The organism is Lentimicrobiaceae bacterium, from assembly GCA_028697555.1.
Classification (GTDB): domain Bacteria; phylum Bacteroidota; class Bacteroidia; order Bacteroidales; family UBA4417; genus UBA4417.
Map to the genome: position 1 here is coordinate 24,564 of JAQVEX010000019.1, position 17,554 is coordinate 42,117.

The window sequence follows — 17,554 nt, forward strand, 5'->3', positions numbered from 1 at the left end:
TGCTCATTGATAATTGCTAATTGACATCACTCCCACTCAATAGTAGCAGGAGGTTTGGAGCTTATATCGTAAACAACTCTGTTTATGCCTTTAACTTTATTGATTATCAGATTGCTGACATCGGCTAGAAAATCGTAGGGTAGGTGATACCAATCGGCTGTCATGCCATCGGTGGAAGTTACTGCACGAAGTGCAACAACGTTTTCGTAGGTGCGTTCATCACCCATAACTCCGACGCTTTTAATTGGTAACAATATTGCAGCTGCTTGCCAAACTTTTTCGTAAAGTCCGCGTTTTTTCAAAAGGTCGATGAAAATATAATCTGCTTCTTGTATGATTCTAACTTTATCAGCTGTAATATCTCCCAATATCCTGATACCTAAGCCGGGACCGGGGAAAGGATGTCGGTTAAGAATATTCGGGTCTATGTTAAGTTCGGTACCAATTTTTCTGACTTCATCTTTAAAAAGCATTCTGAGCGGTTCAACTAATTTGAGTTTCATATAGTCGGGCAAACCGCCAACATTATGATGACTCTTGATACTTACCGAAGGTCCTTTAACCGAAACCGATTCAATGACATCGGGATAAATTGTGCCTTGTGCTAACCAATTGGCATTGTCAATTTTTTTAGCTTCTTCGTCGAAAACTTCTATAAAAGTCCTACCTATTGCCTTACGCTTAGCTTCGGGGTCGCTTATACCTTTTAAAGCTGTTAAAAATTTATTTCCGGCATCAACGCCTTTTACATTCAAGCCCATGCCTTTGTATGAGTCTAATACAGAACTGAACTCATTTTTACGAAGCAAACCGTTATCAATAAAAATACAGTGCAATTGCTCGCCAATAGCTTTGTGTAGCAAAACAGCACAAACGGTACTATCAACTCCACCGGATAAGCCAAGAATAACATTTTGGTCTCCTACGGTAGTTTTGATTTTGCTTACCATTTCCGAAATGTACGACTTAGGCGTCCAGGTTTGTGCGCATCCGCAAACATCTAAAACAAAATTTTGCAAAATAGCTTTTCCGTCTGTGCTGTGGTACACTTCGGGGTGAAATTGTAATCCGAAAGTGTTTTCGTTGTTGATTTTATAAGCTGCAACCTTAACATCGGCAGTGCTTGCAATAATACTAAAACTGTCGGGGACTTGAGTAATAGTATCGGCGTGGCTCATCCAGACTTGCGAGTTAAGGTCAACATTTTTGAATAAAACGCTATTCTTGTCGATATAACTCAAATTAGCTCTTCCGTACTCTCTTACAGTCGATTTTTCGACTTTTCCACCCAAATTATGAGATAAATACTGAGCTCCGTAGCAAATACCCAAAATAGGATAGCGATTTCTTAACGAATCGATATCTATATTCGGTGCATCTTCATCTAAGACTGAAAAAGGACTTCCCGACAGGATAATTCCTTTTATATTACTACCCAATTTTGGTATTTTGTTATACGGATGAATTTCGCTGTAAACGCTGAGCTCACGTATTCTGCGTGCTATAAGCTGAGTGTATTGCGAACCGAAGTCTAAAATTAATATGGTTTGATTCATATATTTTATCCGGAAAAGTTTATTACTATGCGTTTAATTGCATTAAATAGTTGATATCGGTAGCATTGTCAACTTCCATAGGTTCGGTTCCGTATTTAAAAATACGCATGTTTCGTTTGCCTATGAGTTTTAAATTGTTGTTTTCAAGCGATAGAGCAGTAGCTTCTCTCAATCCTACAACAGTAACTTTTTGATTGATTTCCAAAAATTCCAAAATTCGTTGTTCGCGTGTTTCGCCGCCGTGTCCTTCGGGATTAGCATCTAAATAATGCGGATTTATTTGGAATGGAATTAAATTTAAAGTTTTAAAGCTTTTCGGCTCAATAATTGGCATATCGTTGGTTGTACAAAGTGTAGGACAAGTAATGTTTGAACCTGCACTCCAACCTATGTAAGGCATGCCTTCAAGCGCTTTCTTTCTGATTAATTCAAGCGAACCGTTATCCTGCATAGTTTGTACAAGTCGGAATGTGCTGCCACCACCAACAACTATCGCATCGCACTGATTAATAGCTTCTTCAATGTTATTTTGGGTGTGAACACCAATTATTTCGCAACCGAATTGAGAAAATACGTCGGCAACTTTTTTTGTGTAGTCGTCCCACGTTACAGTTACACCTGCATAAGGGAAGAATAAACATTTTTTTAAATTTTTACGCGAAATAAAATCTTTCAAATAAGGTAGAGTCCAACCGAGATAATTTTCGCCTGCATTTGTAGAGTTACTGAATAATAATAAATTCATTTTTAAATGTGTTTATAAGGTTATTTAATTGTATTTACTTTCACTTTCAAAACTCCAAAAATATGAAATTTGTTAAAATAATTCTCGTTTATAGGCTAAATATTGCGAAAATTAGAGTTAAATTTGTTTACGTGTTACGTGTTACGTGTTACGTGTTACGTGTTACGTGGTTCGGGTTGCGTGGGGCAAAGCAATTTACAATTAACAATGTGCAATTAGCAATTGTTAAATAATAATTGCTAATTGTTCATTACTAATTGCTCATTGCTAAAGCCAACAGCTAACAGCCAAAAGCCAATAGCCAATTAATTCTTTCAATAAAAATAAACCTATTTTTTTTCAAGAATAAAAATTGTATAAGTTTGCACAAAATTAATCATTCAAATGAACAGCGAACATAAAAATCAGACATTAAAAAATATTTCGGGCTTTGCATATCTGTGGATTGCTGCAATTATATGGGGTTTTGCCTTTGTGGCTCAGCGAAAGGGTATGGAAACCATGGGTCCCTTTTATTTTAATGTTTTTAGGTTTTTGCTTGGTGCTGCTACGGTGTTAGCTGTTATATGCATTCGTTCGGGTATTAAATCCATATCAAAGTCTGATTTTAAAATGGGTTTTTATGCCGGTTTGGTATTGTTTATTGCGTCAACATTGCAACAAACCGGAATAGTATATACCGGAGCAGGCAAGGCAGGATTTATTTCGGGTACTTACATTGCATTTGTTCCCTTATTAGGATTGGCATTGGGTCATAAAATTAGCAGAAAAAAATGGATAGGAATTTTGGTAGTACTCATAGGACTTATGATGCTAACATATCAAAAAGGATTTAGGTTGGAGAAAGGCGATATATTGTTGTTCCTGAGTGCAATATGTTGGGCAGTACACATACACGTAATTGACAAATGTTTAAAAAAAGTTCAGCCATTAAACTTGGCATTTGTGCAGTTTTTGATTGCCGGATTGCTGAGTTTTGTGCCTGCGATGATATTTGAAGATGTATCACTAAGCACCATGCAAAGCACATTAATACCTCTTTTATATGCAGGAATTTTATCGGTAGGTATAGCATATACGCTACAAGTAGTTGGACAAAAACTTGTAGAACCTTCGCTTGCAGCTCTGATAATGAGTTTCGAAACAGTATTCGCTTTAGTGGGTGGGTGGTTAGTTTTGCACGAACAGTTTGCCTTAAAAGAAATATTAGGTTGTTTGGTTATGTTTGCAGGTATGTTAATTGTGCAAATTAATTTTCAACAAAAAAATGTTAATAAAATATCGTAAAATATTATTGGTTTAAAAATAAAATAATATTTAATTGTTATCTTTGTGCAATTATAGAAACTAAAACAAAAAAGTCGTGAGTCAGACAATCATCTTTGCAGTAATAGCCTTATCGGGTATAGGCATCTTTGCTGCTTTAATCCTTTACTTTGTAGCACAAAAATTTAAGGTTGTAGAAGATCCTCGCATTGACCTTGTTAGCGATGCGTTGCCCGGTGCAAACTGTGGTGGATGCGGTTATGCAGGTTGCCGAAATTTTGCCGAACAAATTGTAAAAACCGAAAGCCTTGAAGGGCTAAATTGTCCTGTTGGCGGTAGTAAAACTATGAAAACCGTTGGCAATATTATGGGTTTACAAGCTACAGAAAGCGAACCTACGGTTGCTGTTGTTCGTTGTAATGGAAGCAAAGCCAATGCTTCCACTAAAACAATGTATCAGGGAGCAAACAGTTGTTTGTATGCTCAAATGGTTTTTAGCGGAGAGTCGGGGTGCTCGTTCGGCTGTTTGGGTTTAGGCGATTGTGTTGAGAGTTGCTTATTCGATGCTATACATATCAATCCTGAAACCGGTTTGCCTGTAGTTGACGAAGAAAAGTGTACAGCATGCAGTGCTTGCGTTAAGGCATGTCCTCGTAGTATCATTGAGCTTCGACAAAAAGGTGCTAAAGACAGAAGAGTATTTGTATCGTGTGTCAATAAAGAAAAAGGCGCTGTTGCTAAAAAGAATTGCACTGTAGCTTGTATAGGTTGCGGAATATGTGCCAAAACCTGTCCTTTTGATGCTATTACTGTTGAAAACAACCTCGCTTACATTGATTTTGAGAAATGTAAACTATGTCGTAAGTGTGTTGAAGTTTGCCCGACAGGAGCTATATTAGAAGTCAATTTTCCGGCTAAGAAGAAAGTTGAAACAAATAACGAAATAGAAAATACAGAACAAATTGTATCGTAAAATATAAATTAAAAGTTGAATTAATGAAACTTAAAACATTTAGGAAAGGTGGCATACATCCACCCGAAAATAAGTTTGCAAAGAGTATTCCAATAAGCGAATTTCCTATTGTTAGAGAAGTTGTAATACCTTTATCTCAAAATATAGGTAGTCCGTCTAAACCAATAGTTAATAAAGGCGATTTTGTTAAAACAGGTCAGCTAATAGCCGAAGCCTCAGGTTTTGTTTCAGCAAACATCCATTCTTCGGTAACAGGTAAGGTTACTAAAATAGATGAATATATTTCGCAAAGCGGATATAAAACCACAAGCATATTCATTTCAACTGAAGAAGATCAATGGGTTGAAACTGCCGACCTTTCGCCGGATATTATTAATACAACCGATTTAGATGCGGGAGCAATTAACCATAAAATTCAGCAAATGGGAATTGTAGGTCTTGGCGGTGCTACGTTTCCTACCAACGTTAAGTTTGCAATTCCGAAAGATAAAAAAGTTACAACTCTTATTATAAATGGTGCAGAGTGCGAGCCGTATCTCACAGCCGACCACCGACTAATGTTTGAACATCCCGAAGAAGTTATTATTGGAGCTACGGTAATTATGAAAGCAATAGGAGTTGATGAATGTTACATTGGTATAGAAAACAACAAACTCGGTGCTATTGAAGCAATACAAAAAATTGCTCAGAAGTACAAAGGTATACAGGTAGTTCCATTAAAAGTAAAATATCCGCAAGGAGCAGAAAAACAGCTTATAAAATCTATCACAGGCAAGGAAGTGCCTTCTGGAAAACTACCGTTTGAAGTTGGTTGCGTTGTTTCAAATGTTGGAACTACGTATGCTATTTATCAGGCTGTTATGAAAAACATTCCTCTAATTAAGCGTATTGTAACTGTTGCTAGCAAATCTTTGGATAAATCGTATAATTTTACGATTAGAATAGGTACCCCAATAAATGACATTATAACCCATATTGGCGGTCTGCCAAACAATACGTATAAAGTTGTTAGCGGTGGTCCTATGATGGGGAAGGCGGTTTTTTCAACAGAAGCTGTTGTTGCAAAAGGTACTTCAGGGATTTTGTTTCTCAACGAAAAAGATTCAGCTAGAAAAACTGAAGTCAATTGCATACGTTGTGCCAAATGTGTTAGAGCCTGTCCTATGGGTCTAGAACCTTATTTATTAGAAAAATTAGCAATAGTTAAAAATTGGGAATTAGCAGAAAATAACGACATTATGGATTGTGTTGAATGCGGTAGCTGCCAGTTCGTTTGCCCTGCCCATCGTCCGCTACTTGATTACATTAGAGTTGGAAAAAATACTGTTGGAAAAATAATTAGAAACAGAAAAAATTAACATATGAATATGCTTACAATATCAGGTTCACCTCACATACACGATAATCAGAATGTGCCAAAAATGATGTGGAATGTCGTATTGGCTCTCGTTCCTGCATTATTTGTTGCGGTAATGTTTTTCGGAATATCATCACTTATTGTAACAGCTGTATCCGTTGTATCTTGTGTTGCAGTTGAATATTTAATAACCAAATTCCTATTAAAAAAGCCTAACACTATTTCCGATGGGTCAGCCGTGATAACCGGAATTTTATTAGCATTTAATGTTCCATCGAGTTTGCCTTTGTGGCAAATAGTAATTGGGGCTATTGTAGCAATAGGTATTGCCAAAATGTCGTTTGGCGGTTTAGGAAACAACCCGTTTCATCCGGCTTTGGTAGGACGTGTATTTTTGTTAATATCTTTTCCTGCCGATATGACTACCTTTCCTGCGCCAACCAATCAATTTTTTCCCGCAGCTGACGCTTATTCGGGTGCTACATCACTAACATTGGTTAAAGAAGGTCTTAAAGCAGGCAAAACAATCGAAGCAATAATGCAAGAAATGCCGGGATATATGCAGTTTCTTGTAGGTGAAAGAGCCGGTTCGCTTGGCGAAATGTCGGTTATAGCCCTCGTACTTGGCGGATTATATCTACTAATACGGAAAGTTATTACTTGGCATATTCCATTTTCTTATATCTTCACAGTCTTTTGTTTTACAGGAATATTGTGGCTAATCAACCCCGACTTATATATTAATCCCTTATTTCACATACTAACAGGGGGTTTGTTTTTAGGAGCAATATTTATGGCAACCGATTTGGTAACAACGCCAATGTCAAATGTTGGTATGTTGATTTTTGGGGTAGGATGCGGAGTTATAACTGTGCTGATAAGGGTCTGGGGAGCATATCCCGACGGGGTATCGTTTGCTATATTAATTATGAATGCATTTACTCCGCTTATCAACAGAGGTTTTAAGCCTAAGCGATTCGGTAAAGTTAAAAATGTAAAAATTAAATCTTAAATAAATTACAATGAGCAAGAAATTACCTTCAACATTACCAAATATGGTTCTTTCGTTAGTTATAATTACTGCTGTTGTAGCTATGGCTCTAAGTTTTGTTTATGGCGTAACTCAAGAGCCTATACAAAAAACTAATAGGGAAAGGGAAGTAGGAGCTATAAAAAACGTAATTCCAAACTTTGATAATGACCCAACTCTAAATCCTCAAACTATCAATGACATATTGATATATGTAGGTATGAGTGGAACTGATACTGTGGGATACGCGATAAAAACGTATACCAATATGGGCTACGGCGGCAGATTCGACTTGATGGTCGGATTCAATCCCGATTGTAGCATAAACAAAATAGTTGTTTTAGGTCATAACGAAACTCCCGGATTGGGCTCAAAAATGACGGAAGATGGTTTTATGAAACAGTTTTCGGGTCTGAAAATTAAAGAGCTTCCGAATAGCAATTTGGGTGTTAAAAAAGACGGTGGAACAATTGATGCAATAACTGCTTCAACAGTAACAACTAGAGCCTTCTGCGACGGAGTCCAAAAAGCTTACAACGCATTACAAGAATTATTAAATAAAAATGTCTAAGCATAGTAATAAAATATACTAAAATGAATAATGTTAAACAATTTACTAAAGGCATAATAAAAGAGAATCCGGCTTTTGTTCTAGTGTTGGGAACCTGTCCGACATTAGCCGTTACAACTTCTGCCACAAACGGACTGGGTATGGGATTAGCTACGACCTTTGTTTTATTATGCTCGAATGTACTTATTTCTGCATTAAAAAACTTTATACCCGACAAAGTTCGTATAGTAGCGTTTATTACCGTAATCGCTGCTTTTGTTACTATTGTCGATTTGTCTATGAAAGCGTACCTTCCGGATTTATACAATTCGTTGGGAATCTTTATTCCCCTAATTGTTGTAAACTGCATTATTTTGGGACGTGCCGAAGCCTTTGCTCAGAATAATAAAATAATCCCTTCAATGTTAGACGGATTGGGAATGGGAATAGGTTTTACTCTGGCTCTTGTACTTATGGGTAGTTTTAGAGAAATTTTAGGCAACGGTAGTATATTTGATATAAGACTGCTTCCTGCCGATGCCACAACCATACTGCTATTCGTTTTGCCTCCGGGAGCATTTTTCACTTTCGGCTACTTAATAGCATTAACAAAAGTGTTTAGAAAGAATTAGATATAACTCGCAATTTATAAAAACAATAAAAAATTAAAATCGTAAAAAAACATGGATATTATTAAAATTATAATTGTAGCCTTATTAGTCAACAATGTTGTATTGGTGCAATTTTTAGGGATATGTCCTTTTTTGGGAGTGTCTAACAAAGTCAACACTTCGCTTGGCATGGGAATGGCTGTTGTTTTTGTAATGGCTATGGCGAATTTGGTAACGTATCTGGTTCACAACTTCATTTTGATTCCGTTGCATATTGAGTTTCTGCAAACAATATCATTTATTTTAATAATTGCATTTTTAGTGCAAGTAGTAGAAATAATATTAAAGAAATCTGCACCGGCTTTGTATCAAGCTCTGGGAATATTTTTACCACTTATAACGACCAACTGCGCTGTATTAGGTATAGCAATTTTGGCAATTCAAAAAGACTTTAACTTAATCGAAAGCGTTGTGTATTCGTCAGCAACGGCACTTGGTTTCACTCTTGCATTGGTGCTTCTTGCAGGCATTCGCGAGCAGTTAGAACTTGTAGCTATTCCCGAAAAAATGAAAGGTCATCCTATTGTGCTCATTACGGCAGGTCTGCTTTCTATGGCTTTCATGGGATTTGCAGGTTTGATAAAATAATTTATATTTGAAAATTATCTAAGTATTCTGTTTACCTTTGTTGCATGATTATTACAGATAAAATTTTAGAAGCTAAAAACGCCTACATTTATCAAAAGGATATACTCATTCTTTCTGATGTTAATATTAGCATAAACAAAGGCGAATTTGTGTATTTGGTCGGGAAAACCGGAACAGGGAAAAGCAGCCTGCTTAAAACTATTTATGCCGATATTCCTCTTTTACAAGGCGAAATTAATGTTTCGGGAGTAAATTTATTTGAACTGAAACGCAAAGAAATTCCATTTTTAAGACGCAAATTAGGAATTGTTTTCCAGGATTTTCAGTTGCTATACGACCGTTCGGTTAACGACAATTTGCTATTTGTTATGCGTGCTACAGGTTGGAAAAAGCAAGAAGCTATGCGATACAGACTCAACGAAGTATTGGACAAAGTCGGTCTTATTACCAAAGGTTTCAAAAAACCTCACGAGCTTTCGGGTGGCGAACAACAACGTGTAGCCATTGCACGAGCATTAATCAACGATCCGGAGCTAATTTTAGCCGACGAACCCACAGGAAACCTTGACCCCGAAACTTCTTACGAAATTATGAATATTTTGTACGATATCAGCAAATCGGGTAGGGCAGTATTTATGGCTACGCACAATTACCAACTGCTACAACAGTTTCCTGCCAGAATTTTAAGGTGCGATAGGGGTAAAGTTGATGACGTTAGATTTGAAGATTTATAATAACGTCTCTTTTATTTCCGAAACCAATTTTTCGGCATTTCTTTTATTACTATAGTTTTCAGATAATATCGTTTTGCGTTTTTCAATGTTCGAAACGCTAAATTCCGTATTCATGTAATTGTTAATTTTAGAAATTATTTCACTCGGATTATTGGCAGTAATACATAAATTTTCAAGTCCTGTTCCGCTTAGCATTTTATCGTTGCAAATAACGTATCTTCCTGAATATAAGGTATTTAAAAGTTTGAGTTTTAAACCTGTTGCCTGAAATGTAAACATAATATGTATTTGTGCATCGGAAATCAAATTTTGCATGGTCTGACTGTCAGGACTTTCGACAAGTTCAATGTTATTGCATGTCGCAACTTTGTTTTTTAATCGCTGACTAGGATTTAAACCTGCAATGACAAATTTTGTATCGGGCATTTGCTCAAAAACATTTGTTATCAAGTAAATAGCGGCTTTTTCGTTTTCGGCAACCGACAAATTGCCGTGATACAAAACATAATCGCCTCTGCCGACTTTGCATATTACTTCATTATTGGCATGAAAGCTAGGAAGATACACGACCTTATTTTCCTGAAATTTGTTTTGCAAATAATCGTAATCGCTTTTTGAAACTACAAACATCAGCTTTGAGTGCATAAGTTGTTTTTCAAAACACTTAAGTTTCAGACTTTCAATAAAATAGAATAGCTTTTTGTAAATCTTATTTTCGGCTTTGCACAACTGCATGTAATAATGATGTTCTATATTACTTTCGCGATAAATTAACAGTCTATCTTTGAGCTTTTCATTGTTGATGTAATAACAACAATGCATTCCTTCAAAAAGAATAGGAGCGTCATCAGCCAATAAATTATTAAGCAGCTTTTCCGATTTCCGACTTAAAACTATATAAGGCGTTTTGCAAAAATTGAGCAAAGGGTTGGTGTTTCTGTCATAATAGTAAACTTTTTCGCAAAAATTGTTCAGCTCAGGGTCGGGCAAACGGTCGTAAACAAAGCAGTGCAAATGGATTTTTATTCCTAATTCGTGCAAATGTTTAAGTTTGTAGTATACGTCAATAACACCGCCGTAATTAGGTGGCGAAGGCACATTAAACGAAACTATATGTACATGATTAAACAAAATTCTCAAAAATTTTTATTAATGTTTGCTTTTCTGTTTCCCAATTCAAAGACTGTTTAGCCGTAACGCAATTTTTTGCAAATATACCTAATTGTTCTTTGTTGCTAAGCATTTTGTTTGCAGTATAAACAATATCTTCTGTACTGTGGCTTGGTAATATACAACCGATTTGATATTCGTTTACAATTTTACTCACTTCAGCCAAATTGGAAGCCATAACGGGAAGTTCGGCATAAATATAGTCGAATAGCTTATTGGGTAAGCTGTAGCGGTAATTTACATTTGTATCTTTATCTATGGATAAACCAATGGTTGCATTTTTAGTGTAGCTGTACAATTCTTCCTTTGTCATTCGGTCTATGAACCAAATTTTGTCTTCCAATTTCATGTCGGAAACCATGTTCTTTAATTTCGGGATAACATCGCCGGAGCCTATAATCAATAACAAAGCATCAATTTTTGGCATTGCCTGTACGAGTTCTTCCGCACCTCTATCTATATTTATTCCTGCTCCTTGTAGCAGTAGAATAGGAGTGCTTTCAGGCAAATCAAGCTCCTTTCTGCTTTTGATTTTATCAACAATAATAGGTTGGGGGATATTCCTTACAACTTCAAATTTAACATTGTATTTCTGGTAAAATAAATCACTAATGCCATTGCTGACTGTAATCAAGTGTTTTAAGTTGGGTACGGTTTTTCTTTCAATAAACTTCCAAATATTTTGTACGGTTTTTCTGCCTGTAAGTTCGGGTGTTTCGGTATAGTACTCATGCGAGTCGTAGACCAAATTTGTACGCTTAATTTTATGAATGAGATAATTTGGCAAAAGAGTATCTAAATCGTTGCTTACCAACAAATCAAACCTGTTAAAACACAGAAACAAAAACAAGCGGATATTGTATTCGGCATAGAACAAAGGTCCCTTCTCAAAAATAAGCTTCATTCGTTTGGTTTTGTATTTCCTTTCAGGCATTGGCGGACTTTTACGTCTTTTTCTGCCAATCATAACAACTTCAAAACCCATATCAAAAAGTACATCGGCGGTCTTGGCTATACGGTTGTCGCTAACCAAGTCGTTTGTTACCGATATTAATACTTTTTTTTTCATCGCTACGTTTATTAAAAATATAACTACTTTTGTTTAAAATTATTATATCAGTTTACCTATGATTACTCTTGCCGAAAATTTTAATTTAAAAAATTACAATACTTTTAATCTTGACTACATCTCACGATACTTCTATTCTGTAAACAACAGAGATCAAATATCCGAACTTGTTAATCATAAAATATTTGATAATTTTTCGGCAAAGTTATTTATTTTAAGTGGTGGCAGCAACATTTTGTTAACAAAAAATTTTGATGGACTGATGTTGCACATTAACACAAAAGGTTGGCAGATATTAAACAAGACCGATAAAAACATCATTGTTAAGGTTGAAGCCGGCGAAGTGTGGCACGATTTTGTTACTTGGGCTGTTAATAACGGCTACGGCGGTGTAGAGAATTTGGCTCTAATTCCCGGAAAAGTCGGAGCTTCGCCAATACAAAATATTGGTGCATACGGTGTTGAAGCTAAAGATGTTATAGAAGAAGTAGAATTTTTAAATCTGAATACTTTAAAAACCGAAGTTATAGGCAAATCCGACTGCGATTTTGCTTATCGTTCGTCTATTTTCAAAACAAAACTTAAAGGTCAATTTATTATTACTTCGGTTACGTTTAAGCTCAGTTTAAATAGTGCAGTTAACACGAGTTATGGCAATATTAACGGCTATTTGAGCCAGCAAGGAATTACAAATCCGGATATAAAAGATGTTTACAGCGCAGTTATTGCCATAAGGCAAGAGAAACTGCCTGATACCGATGTTTTGGGCAATGCAGGTAGTTTTTTCAAAAATCCTATTATAGATAACGAACATTTGCAAAAACTGTTGAAAGAATATCCCAATATGCCATATTATAAGCAGGGAAATGACACTTCAAAACTAGCAGCAGCTTGGCTTATAGATACTTGCGGTTTTAAAGGAAAACGCTTCGGTAATGTAGGCGTGTACGACAAACAAGCATTAATTCTTGTGCATTACGGCGATGCTCAAGGTAGCGATATAGTCAAATTAGCAGAAAATATTATAAGCACAGTTTACGATAGATTTAACGTAACACTAAGTCCGGAAGTTAATATTATAACTTAAAATACGTGTTCTGTGGTTTTACTCTTCAATAGCTTTCATAGCACAAGCCCAAAGCTTTTGAGCCGATTTTTCCCAAGAGTAATTTTCTAATCGTTTTGTACCTTTTTCTATCAAACTTAGTCGGAGCGAATCGTTGTTGGCAACAGTAATTAAAGCATTTTTTATACTATCAACAGAGTAGGGGTCGCACAAAATAGCTGCATCGCCGGCAATTTCGGGCATTGAAGTGATATTTGAAGTAATTACAGGCACGTTGCAAGCAAAACTCTCAACAATAGGAATACCAAAGCCTTCAAACAACGATACGTAAACACTAGCCAAAGCCGAACCTATCAACAAAACAAGTTCGTCGTCGGGAACTCTGCCTGTAAACACAACATTGTCTTTGTGTTTCATGTTATTGTACACGTTGTTTATTTCGCTTGTCCACCACATTTTTCTGCCAACTACAACTAACTTGGCTTTTCTGGGGCTTTCGGAGCAAAACTCATCATAAGCCAAAAACAATCTGCTTAGGTTTTTACGCGGGTGCATTGAGCCGACAAATACAAAGTATTCATCACCATCGGTGTATTTTTCTTTTGTGTTTTTGCGTTCCGAAAAAACACTTGGTACAAATTTCTCGTTTGCTCCATTGCCCACAACGTCAATCTTATCAAGGACGTAATTGTATATTCTGGCAATATCTTGCTTTGAAAATTCAGAAACGGTAGCAACTCTAACCGCTCTTTTCACGCTGGCAGGTATGTTTTTCTTGTAAAATTTTAAATAAATTTTTGGTAAGTCGTCGGGATTGTGCTCAAAATTCAAATCGTGAATAACCGAAAGTTGCTTTACTTTTGTGTTAGCCGACAAAATTCCATCGGTAGATATAAACAAATCGGGTTTTAATCTTTTAAAAACCAAAGGTAAACAATAATGAAACCAAATATTAGTCAGTATAGGACGCCTTGTAGGAACAGGCACTACAACGGGTTTAACATTATCGGAAAATATATACTCAGAATTGTAACACCTGTCGAACAAAAAATAAAACGTGTGTTCCGGATTTTCCTGAACAATTATTTTCATAGTCTCGCGAGTAAACATGCCTATGCCGTCTATCTTGTCCGGAAGTAATAATCGTGTATTAACTGCTATTTTCAAATCTATTAGTTTTTATGTTGCAAATTTAATAAATTTTTATCTAAAAAAGATATCGGACTGTAAAAATACAAAATATTTATTTGGCTGTTAGCGGTACGTGTTGCGTGTTGCGTGTTGCGTGTTGCGTGTGTTGAGTATTTCAATTTCATCACCCATCACTCATCACTCATCACTCATCACCAATCACCAGTCACCATTTATCAGCCTAGCAATGATTTTAAATACATAATTATCGTTATTGTAAATAAAAACACTTGCAAATTAAGATTTTGTTTACTTTTGACGTTTGTTTTATTTCAAACAAAAATGTTTAAACGAAAATTTGTAACTAATTTAATATTTCTGCTTTTACTGAATTTCTTGGTAAAACCCATATGGATATTCGGTATTGACAGGACTGTTCAAAATATAGTTTCGCCCGAACAGTACGGCTTGTACTTTTCTATACTTAACTTTTCTTTCCTTTTCAATATTATTTTAGATTTTGGGATTACAAATTTTAACAACAGAAACATTGCACAAAACAGTTTCCTTCTGAATAAACACTTTAGCAGCTTAATAGTTATAAGGTTTATTTTGGGAATGATTTACTTTGTTCTTATCTATATTGTAGCCCTTATTATCGGTTACGATAAGCAACATTTGTATTTCTTGTTTTTCTTAGCGCTAAATCAATTTTTAGCTTCGCTGATATTGTATCTAAGGTCGAATATTTCTGGTTTGTTGATGTTTAAAACCGATAGTATTATTTCTGTGTTAGACCGAACCCTAATGATAATAATATGTAGCGTTTTGATTTGGGGCAGAATAACCGAAAAGCAATTTGATATACTTTGGTTTATTTACGCACAAACCGCTTCGTACGTACTAACGGCTTTGGTTGCCTTTATAATAGTAGCGGTAAAATCTAAATTCAGAAGACTTACTTGGAATTACACCTTTTTCTTGGTAATACTGAAAAAAAGTCTGCCTTTCGCATTATTGGTACTACTAATGTCTTTTTACAATCGTATTGATGCCGTTATGTTAGAAAGACTATTGGGAGATAACTTGGGAACAAGTCAGGCAAACGTTTACGGAAAGGCATTCCGATGGTTGGAAGCTGTGAACATGGTTTCTTATTTATTCTCGGTTCTTTTATTACCGATTTTTTCAAGATTAATAAAAGAAAGACAATCAGTTAACGAAATAATCAAAACTTCATTTATATTGCTCTTTACATTTGTAATTATTGCAGGCATTCAGTCATCATTTTACGGAAAAGATATTATCGATTTATTATATTATAGTCAGCAAGCCGAATCTACAGCTGTTTTCAGAATAATAATATTGTGCTGTATTCCGGTCGGCATGGTTTATATTTTCGGGACACTTCTGACGGCAAATAACAACCTGCGTGAACTCAATATTGTATCGGCTATTGCATTGATTATAAACTTGATAATAAATCTGATACTAATACCTAAGTACATGGCTTTGGGTTCGGCTGTAGCAAGTGTTTCAACACAGTTTTTTACGGCAATTGTTCAAATTATTTTGGTGATAAAAATTTTTAAAATCAAAATTTCAAAAATGTTTATTGCAAGAGTTACAGCTTTTGTATTATCTGTAATTGCTGTAAATGTCGTGTTCAAGTACATTGATTATAATTGGATTGCCGAATTTTTAATAGTAGGATTAATTTCTCTATTATTAGCGGTTTTATTGGGCTTGTTCAACCTAAAATCATTTGCAATGCTTATCAAAAGCAGAGAGAGCGAAAATTAACAAAAATTAATTTCATAATCAAAGACAAAAGGTCATAAAAACAACAAATGGTATTATCTTTGTGCCAAAACGTACACAGTTACAATTACATAAATATTAACTATAAATCACTAATAATACTAAGAAATGAAGACAGACATTCAAATAGCTAGAGAAACTAAACTTGAAAAAATTAAAAATGTAGCTCAACAATTAGGAGTTTGTAAGGAAGATGTTCAAAATTACGGTCCGTATATGGCTAAACTGCCGGTACGACTTATAGACGAAGAAAAAGTAGCCGAAAGTAATTTGATATTGGTTACCGCTATAACACCGACTAAGAAAGGTATTGGAAAAACAACGATGTCGATAAGTTTGGCTTTAGGACTTAACAAAATAGGAAAAAAGGCAATAGTTACCCTACGTGAACCTTCGTTAGGACCTGTGTTCGGTATGAAGGGCGGGGCAGCCGGTGGTGGTTATTCGCAAGTATTGCCAATGGAAAATATAAACTTGCATTTTACAGGCGATTTTCATGCTGTAACTTCGGCTCACAACACTATTTCGGCTATACTTGATAATTACATTTGGCGAAACAGAACGGGCAATAAAGCTTTAAAAGAAGTAGTTTGGAAACGAGTTCTTGATGTTAACGACCGTAATTTACGCAATGTGGTTACAGGCTTAGGAGCATCAAATGGTGTTCCAATGGAGTCGGGATTTGATATTACAGCCGCATCGGAACTTATGGCTATTTTATGCCTTGCAGTAGATGAAGTCGATTTGGAAAGACGTATTGGCGATATATTGCTAGGATATACCTTCGACGGAGAACCGTTTAAAGTAAGAGACCTTGAAATTGAAGGAGCTATAACTGTTTTGATGAAAGATGCTATTTCGCCTAACTTGGTTCAAACTACCGAAAACACTCCGGCTTTCGTTCATGGTGGACCTTTCGCCAATATTGCACACGGTTGCAACTCTGTTTTGGCTACAAAAATGGCTATGACTTATGGCGAATACGTTATCACAGAAGCAGGCTTCGGAGCCGACTTGGGTGCTGAAAAATTCTTTAATATCAAATGTCGCAAAAACAACCTTAAACCTAAACTCACTGTTATTGTTGTTACTGCACAGGGACTCAAAATGCACGGCGATGTACCTATAAATGAAATTGAAAAGGAAAACATTGAAGGTCTTAAAAAAGGATTTGAGAACTTGCAAAAACACTTAGATAATCTTAAAAATTTCGGACAAAGTGTAGTTGTTGCTCTTAATAAATTCCATACCGATACAGAGAAAGAATTAAAACTTATTGAAGAGTTTTGTCGTAACCAAAATGTGCCTTTTGCTATAAACGAAGGATTTGCCAAAGGTGGCGAAGGTGCTATTGACATGGCTAAATTGGTAGTTGACGTTATTGAAAACAATCCATCGAAAGATTTGATTTATACATACGATGATGACGACTCTATTGAAACTAAGGTTAATAAAATTGCTCTTAATATTTACGGAGCTAAAAATGTTGTTTTCAACGAAAAAGCTCTCAAGATACTTGGTAAAATAAGGGGTACAGAATTGGAAAAAATGCCCGTATGTATAGCCAAAACACAATTTTCATTCTCAGCCGACCCGAAACAATATGGTGTTGCAAAAGACTTTACTTTTAAAATCAACGATATTGTAATTAACAACGGTTCGGAATTTATTGTAGCTATTGCCGGTGAAATGATGCGTATTCCCGGACTACCAAAGGAACCGCAAGCTAAAAACATTAAAATTGTTGATGGAAATATTGAAGGATTGAGCTAAGTGGTTTTTATTCTAAACATTTATTATACTATTACTGTCTGATTGGTGATTGGT

Annotated in this window: 16 protein-coding genes; 11 read left to right on the forward strand and 5 right to left on the reverse strand. The window is 35.6% G+C overall.

The genetic code is table 11. The features are described 5' to 3' along the window. Positions 1 to 26: 26 nt before the first annotated feature. A complete protein-coding gene (gene guaA, locus PHP31_04300; GenBank protein ID MDD3738495.1) occupies positions 27 to 1,556 on the reverse strand; it encodes a glutamine-hydrolyzing GMP synthase in 1,530 nt (509 codons plus the stop codon). Between the two features lie 25 nt (positions 1,557 to 1,581). Continuing rightward, entirely contained in the window at positions 1,582 to 2,301 is a 720-nt protein-coding gene (pepE, locus tag PHP31_04305; protein ID MDD3738496.1) for a dipeptidase PepE, read from the reverse strand. A gap of 384 nt (positions 2,302 to 2,685) precedes the next feature. Here pepE and PHP31_04310 point away from each other — a divergent pair, with 384 nt between their 5' ends. The 8 genes from PHP31_04310 to PHP31_04345 all read left to right on the forward strand — a co-directional run bounded on the left by PHP31_04310 (position 2,686) and on the right by PHP31_04345 (position 9,470). Next, complete coding sequence (locus PHP31_04310; protein MDD3738497.1) at positions 2,686 to 3,588, forward strand: DMT family transporter; 903 nt, start codon at positions 2,686 to 2,688, stop codon at positions 3,586 to 3,588. 76 nt (positions 3,589 to 3,664) lie between these two features. Next, positions 3,665 to 4,540, forward strand: a complete 876-nt coding sequence (locus PHP31_04315) for a Fe-S cluster domain-containing protein (protein MDD3738498.1) — start codon at positions 3,665 to 3,667, stop codon at positions 4,538 to 4,540. A gap of 23 nt (positions 4,541 to 4,563) precedes the next feature. Continuing rightward, on the forward strand, positions 4,564 to 5,898 hold the full coding sequence (rsxC, locus tag PHP31_04320) for an electron transport complex subunit RsxC (GenBank protein MDD3738499.1): 1,335 nt from the start codon (positions 4,564 to 4,566) through the stop codon (positions 5,896 to 5,898). A gap of 3 nt (positions 5,899 to 5,901) precedes the next feature. Beyond that, entirely contained in the window at positions 5,902 to 6,909 is a 1,008-nt protein-coding gene (locus PHP31_04325) for an RnfABCDGE type electron transport complex subunit D (protein ID MDD3738500.1), read from the forward strand. A gap of 10 nt (positions 6,910 to 6,919) precedes the next feature. Next, positions 6,920 to 7,498, forward strand: coding sequence for an RnfABCDGE type electron transport complex subunit G (locus PHP31_04330; GenBank protein MDD3738501.1), 579 nt, complete (start codon positions 6,920 to 6,922; stop codon positions 7,496 to 7,498). Between the two features lie 23 nt (positions 7,499 to 7,521). Then, on the forward strand, positions 7,522 to 8,109 hold the full coding sequence (locus tag PHP31_04335; GenBank protein MDD3738502.1) for an electron transport complex subunit E: 588 nt from the start codon (positions 7,522 to 7,524) through the stop codon (positions 8,107 to 8,109). A 51-nt stretch (positions 8,110 to 8,160) separates the two neighbouring features. Next, positions 8,161 to 8,736: an electron transport complex subunit RsxA gene (gene rsxA, locus PHP31_04340; GenBank protein ID MDD3738503.1), complete on the forward strand. Its 576-nt coding sequence runs from the start codon at positions 8,161 to 8,163 to the stop codon at positions 8,734 to 8,736. Positions 8,737 to 8,780: 44 nt separating this feature from the next. After that, positions 8,781 to 9,470, forward strand: a complete 690-nt coding sequence (locus PHP31_04345) for an ATP-binding cassette domain-containing protein (GenBank protein MDD3738504.1) — start codon at positions 8,781 to 8,783, stop codon at positions 9,468 to 9,470. On the opposite strand, the gene PHP31_04350 is transcribed toward PHP31_04345, so the two are convergent. Next, positions 9,465 to 10,601, reverse strand: a complete 1,137-nt coding sequence (locus PHP31_04350; protein MDD3738505.1) for a glycosyltransferase — start codon at positions 10,599 to 10,601, stop codon at positions 9,465 to 9,467. The two genes, PHP31_04345 and PHP31_04350, sit on opposite strands and share 6 nt — an antisense overlap. Beyond that, positions 10,594 to 11,709, reverse strand: coding sequence for a glycosyltransferase (locus PHP31_04355; GenBank protein ID MDD3738506.1), 1,116 nt, complete (start codon positions 11,707 to 11,709; stop codon positions 10,594 to 10,596). Before PHP31_04355 ends, PHP31_04350 begins: the two co-directional genes overlap by 8 nt. Positions 11,710 to 11,767: 58 nt before the next feature. Here PHP31_04355 and murB point away from each other — a divergent pair, with 58 nt between their 5' ends. Continuing rightward, positions 11,768 to 12,796, forward strand: coding sequence for a UDP-N-acetylmuramate dehydrogenase (gene murB, locus PHP31_04360; GenBank protein MDD3738507.1), 1,029 nt, complete (start codon positions 11,768 to 11,770; stop codon positions 12,794 to 12,796). 18 nt (positions 12,797 to 12,814) lie between these two features. Here the strand turns inward: murB and PHP31_04365 are convergent, their stop codons facing one another. Continuing rightward, positions 12,815 to 13,942, reverse strand: coding sequence for a glycosyltransferase family 1 protein (locus PHP31_04365; GenBank protein ID MDD3738508.1), 1,128 nt, complete (start codon positions 13,940 to 13,942; stop codon positions 12,815 to 12,817). A 306-nt stretch (positions 13,943 to 14,248) separates the two neighbouring features. On the opposite strand from PHP31_04365, the gene PHP31_04370 reads away from it, so the two are divergent. Continuing rightward, positions 14,249 to 15,709: an oligosaccharide flippase family protein gene (locus tag PHP31_04370; GenBank protein ID MDD3738509.1), complete on the forward strand. Its 1,461-nt coding sequence runs from the start codon at positions 14,249 to 14,251 to the stop codon at positions 15,707 to 15,709. Between the two features lie 126 nt (positions 15,710 to 15,835). Beyond that, the gene (locus tag PHP31_04375) at positions 15,836 to 17,500 is read left to right on the forward strand and encodes a formate--tetrahydrofolate ligase (protein MDD3738510.1); all 1,665 of its coding nucleotides are present in this window, start codon (positions 15,836 to 15,838) and stop codon (positions 17,498 to 17,500) included. Positions 17,501 to 17,554: the final 54 nt, after the last annotated feature.

Bases quoted from the DNA above. Each gene is read 5' to 3' on its own strand.
- PHP31_04335 (MDD3738502.1), top strand. From the start codon at position 7,522: ATGAATAATGTTAAACAATTTACTAAAGGCATAATAAAAGAGAATCCG.
- PHP31_04330 (MDD3738501.1), top strand. From the start codon at position 6,920: ATGAGCAAGAAATTACCTTCAACATTACCAAATATGGTTCTTTCGTTA.
- rsxA (MDD3738503.1), top strand. From the start codon at position 8,161: ATGGATATTATTAAAATTATAATTGTAGCCTTATTAGTCAACAATGTT.
- PHP31_04345 (MDD3738504.1), top strand. From the start codon at position 8,781: ATGATTATTACAGATAAAATTTTAGAAGCTAAAAACGCCTACATTTAT.
- PHP31_04355 (MDD3738506.1), bottom strand. From the start codon at position 11,709: ATGAAAAAAAAAGTATTAATATCGGTAACAAACGACTTGGTTAGCGAC.
- guaA (MDD3738495.1), bottom strand. From the start codon at position 1,556: ATGAATCAAACCATATTAATTTTAGACTTCGGTTCGCAATACACTCAG.
- PHP31_04370 (MDD3738509.1), top strand. From the start codon at position 14,249: ATGTTTAAACGAAAATTTGTAACTAATTTAATATTTCTGCTTTTACTG.
- PHP31_04310 (MDD3738497.1), top strand. From the start codon at position 2,686: ATGAACAGCGAACATAAAAATCAGACATTAAAAAATATTTCGGGCTTT.
- PHP31_04325 (MDD3738500.1), top strand. From the start codon at position 5,902: ATGAATATGCTTACAATATCAGGTTCACCTCACATACACGATAATCAG.
- pepE (MDD3738496.1), bottom strand. From the start codon at position 2,301: ATGAATTTATTATTATTCAGTAACTCTACAAATGCAGGCGAAAATTAT.
- PHP31_04375 (MDD3738510.1), top strand. From the start codon at position 15,836: ATGAAGACAGACATTCAAATAGCTAGAGAAACTAAACTTGAAAAAATT.
- murB (MDD3738507.1), top strand. From the start codon at position 11,768: ATGATTACTCTTGCCGAAAATTTTAATTTAAAAAATTACAATACTTTT.
- rsxC (MDD3738499.1), top strand. From the start codon at position 4,564: ATGAAACTTAAAACATTTAGGAAAGGTGGCATACATCCACCCGAAAAT.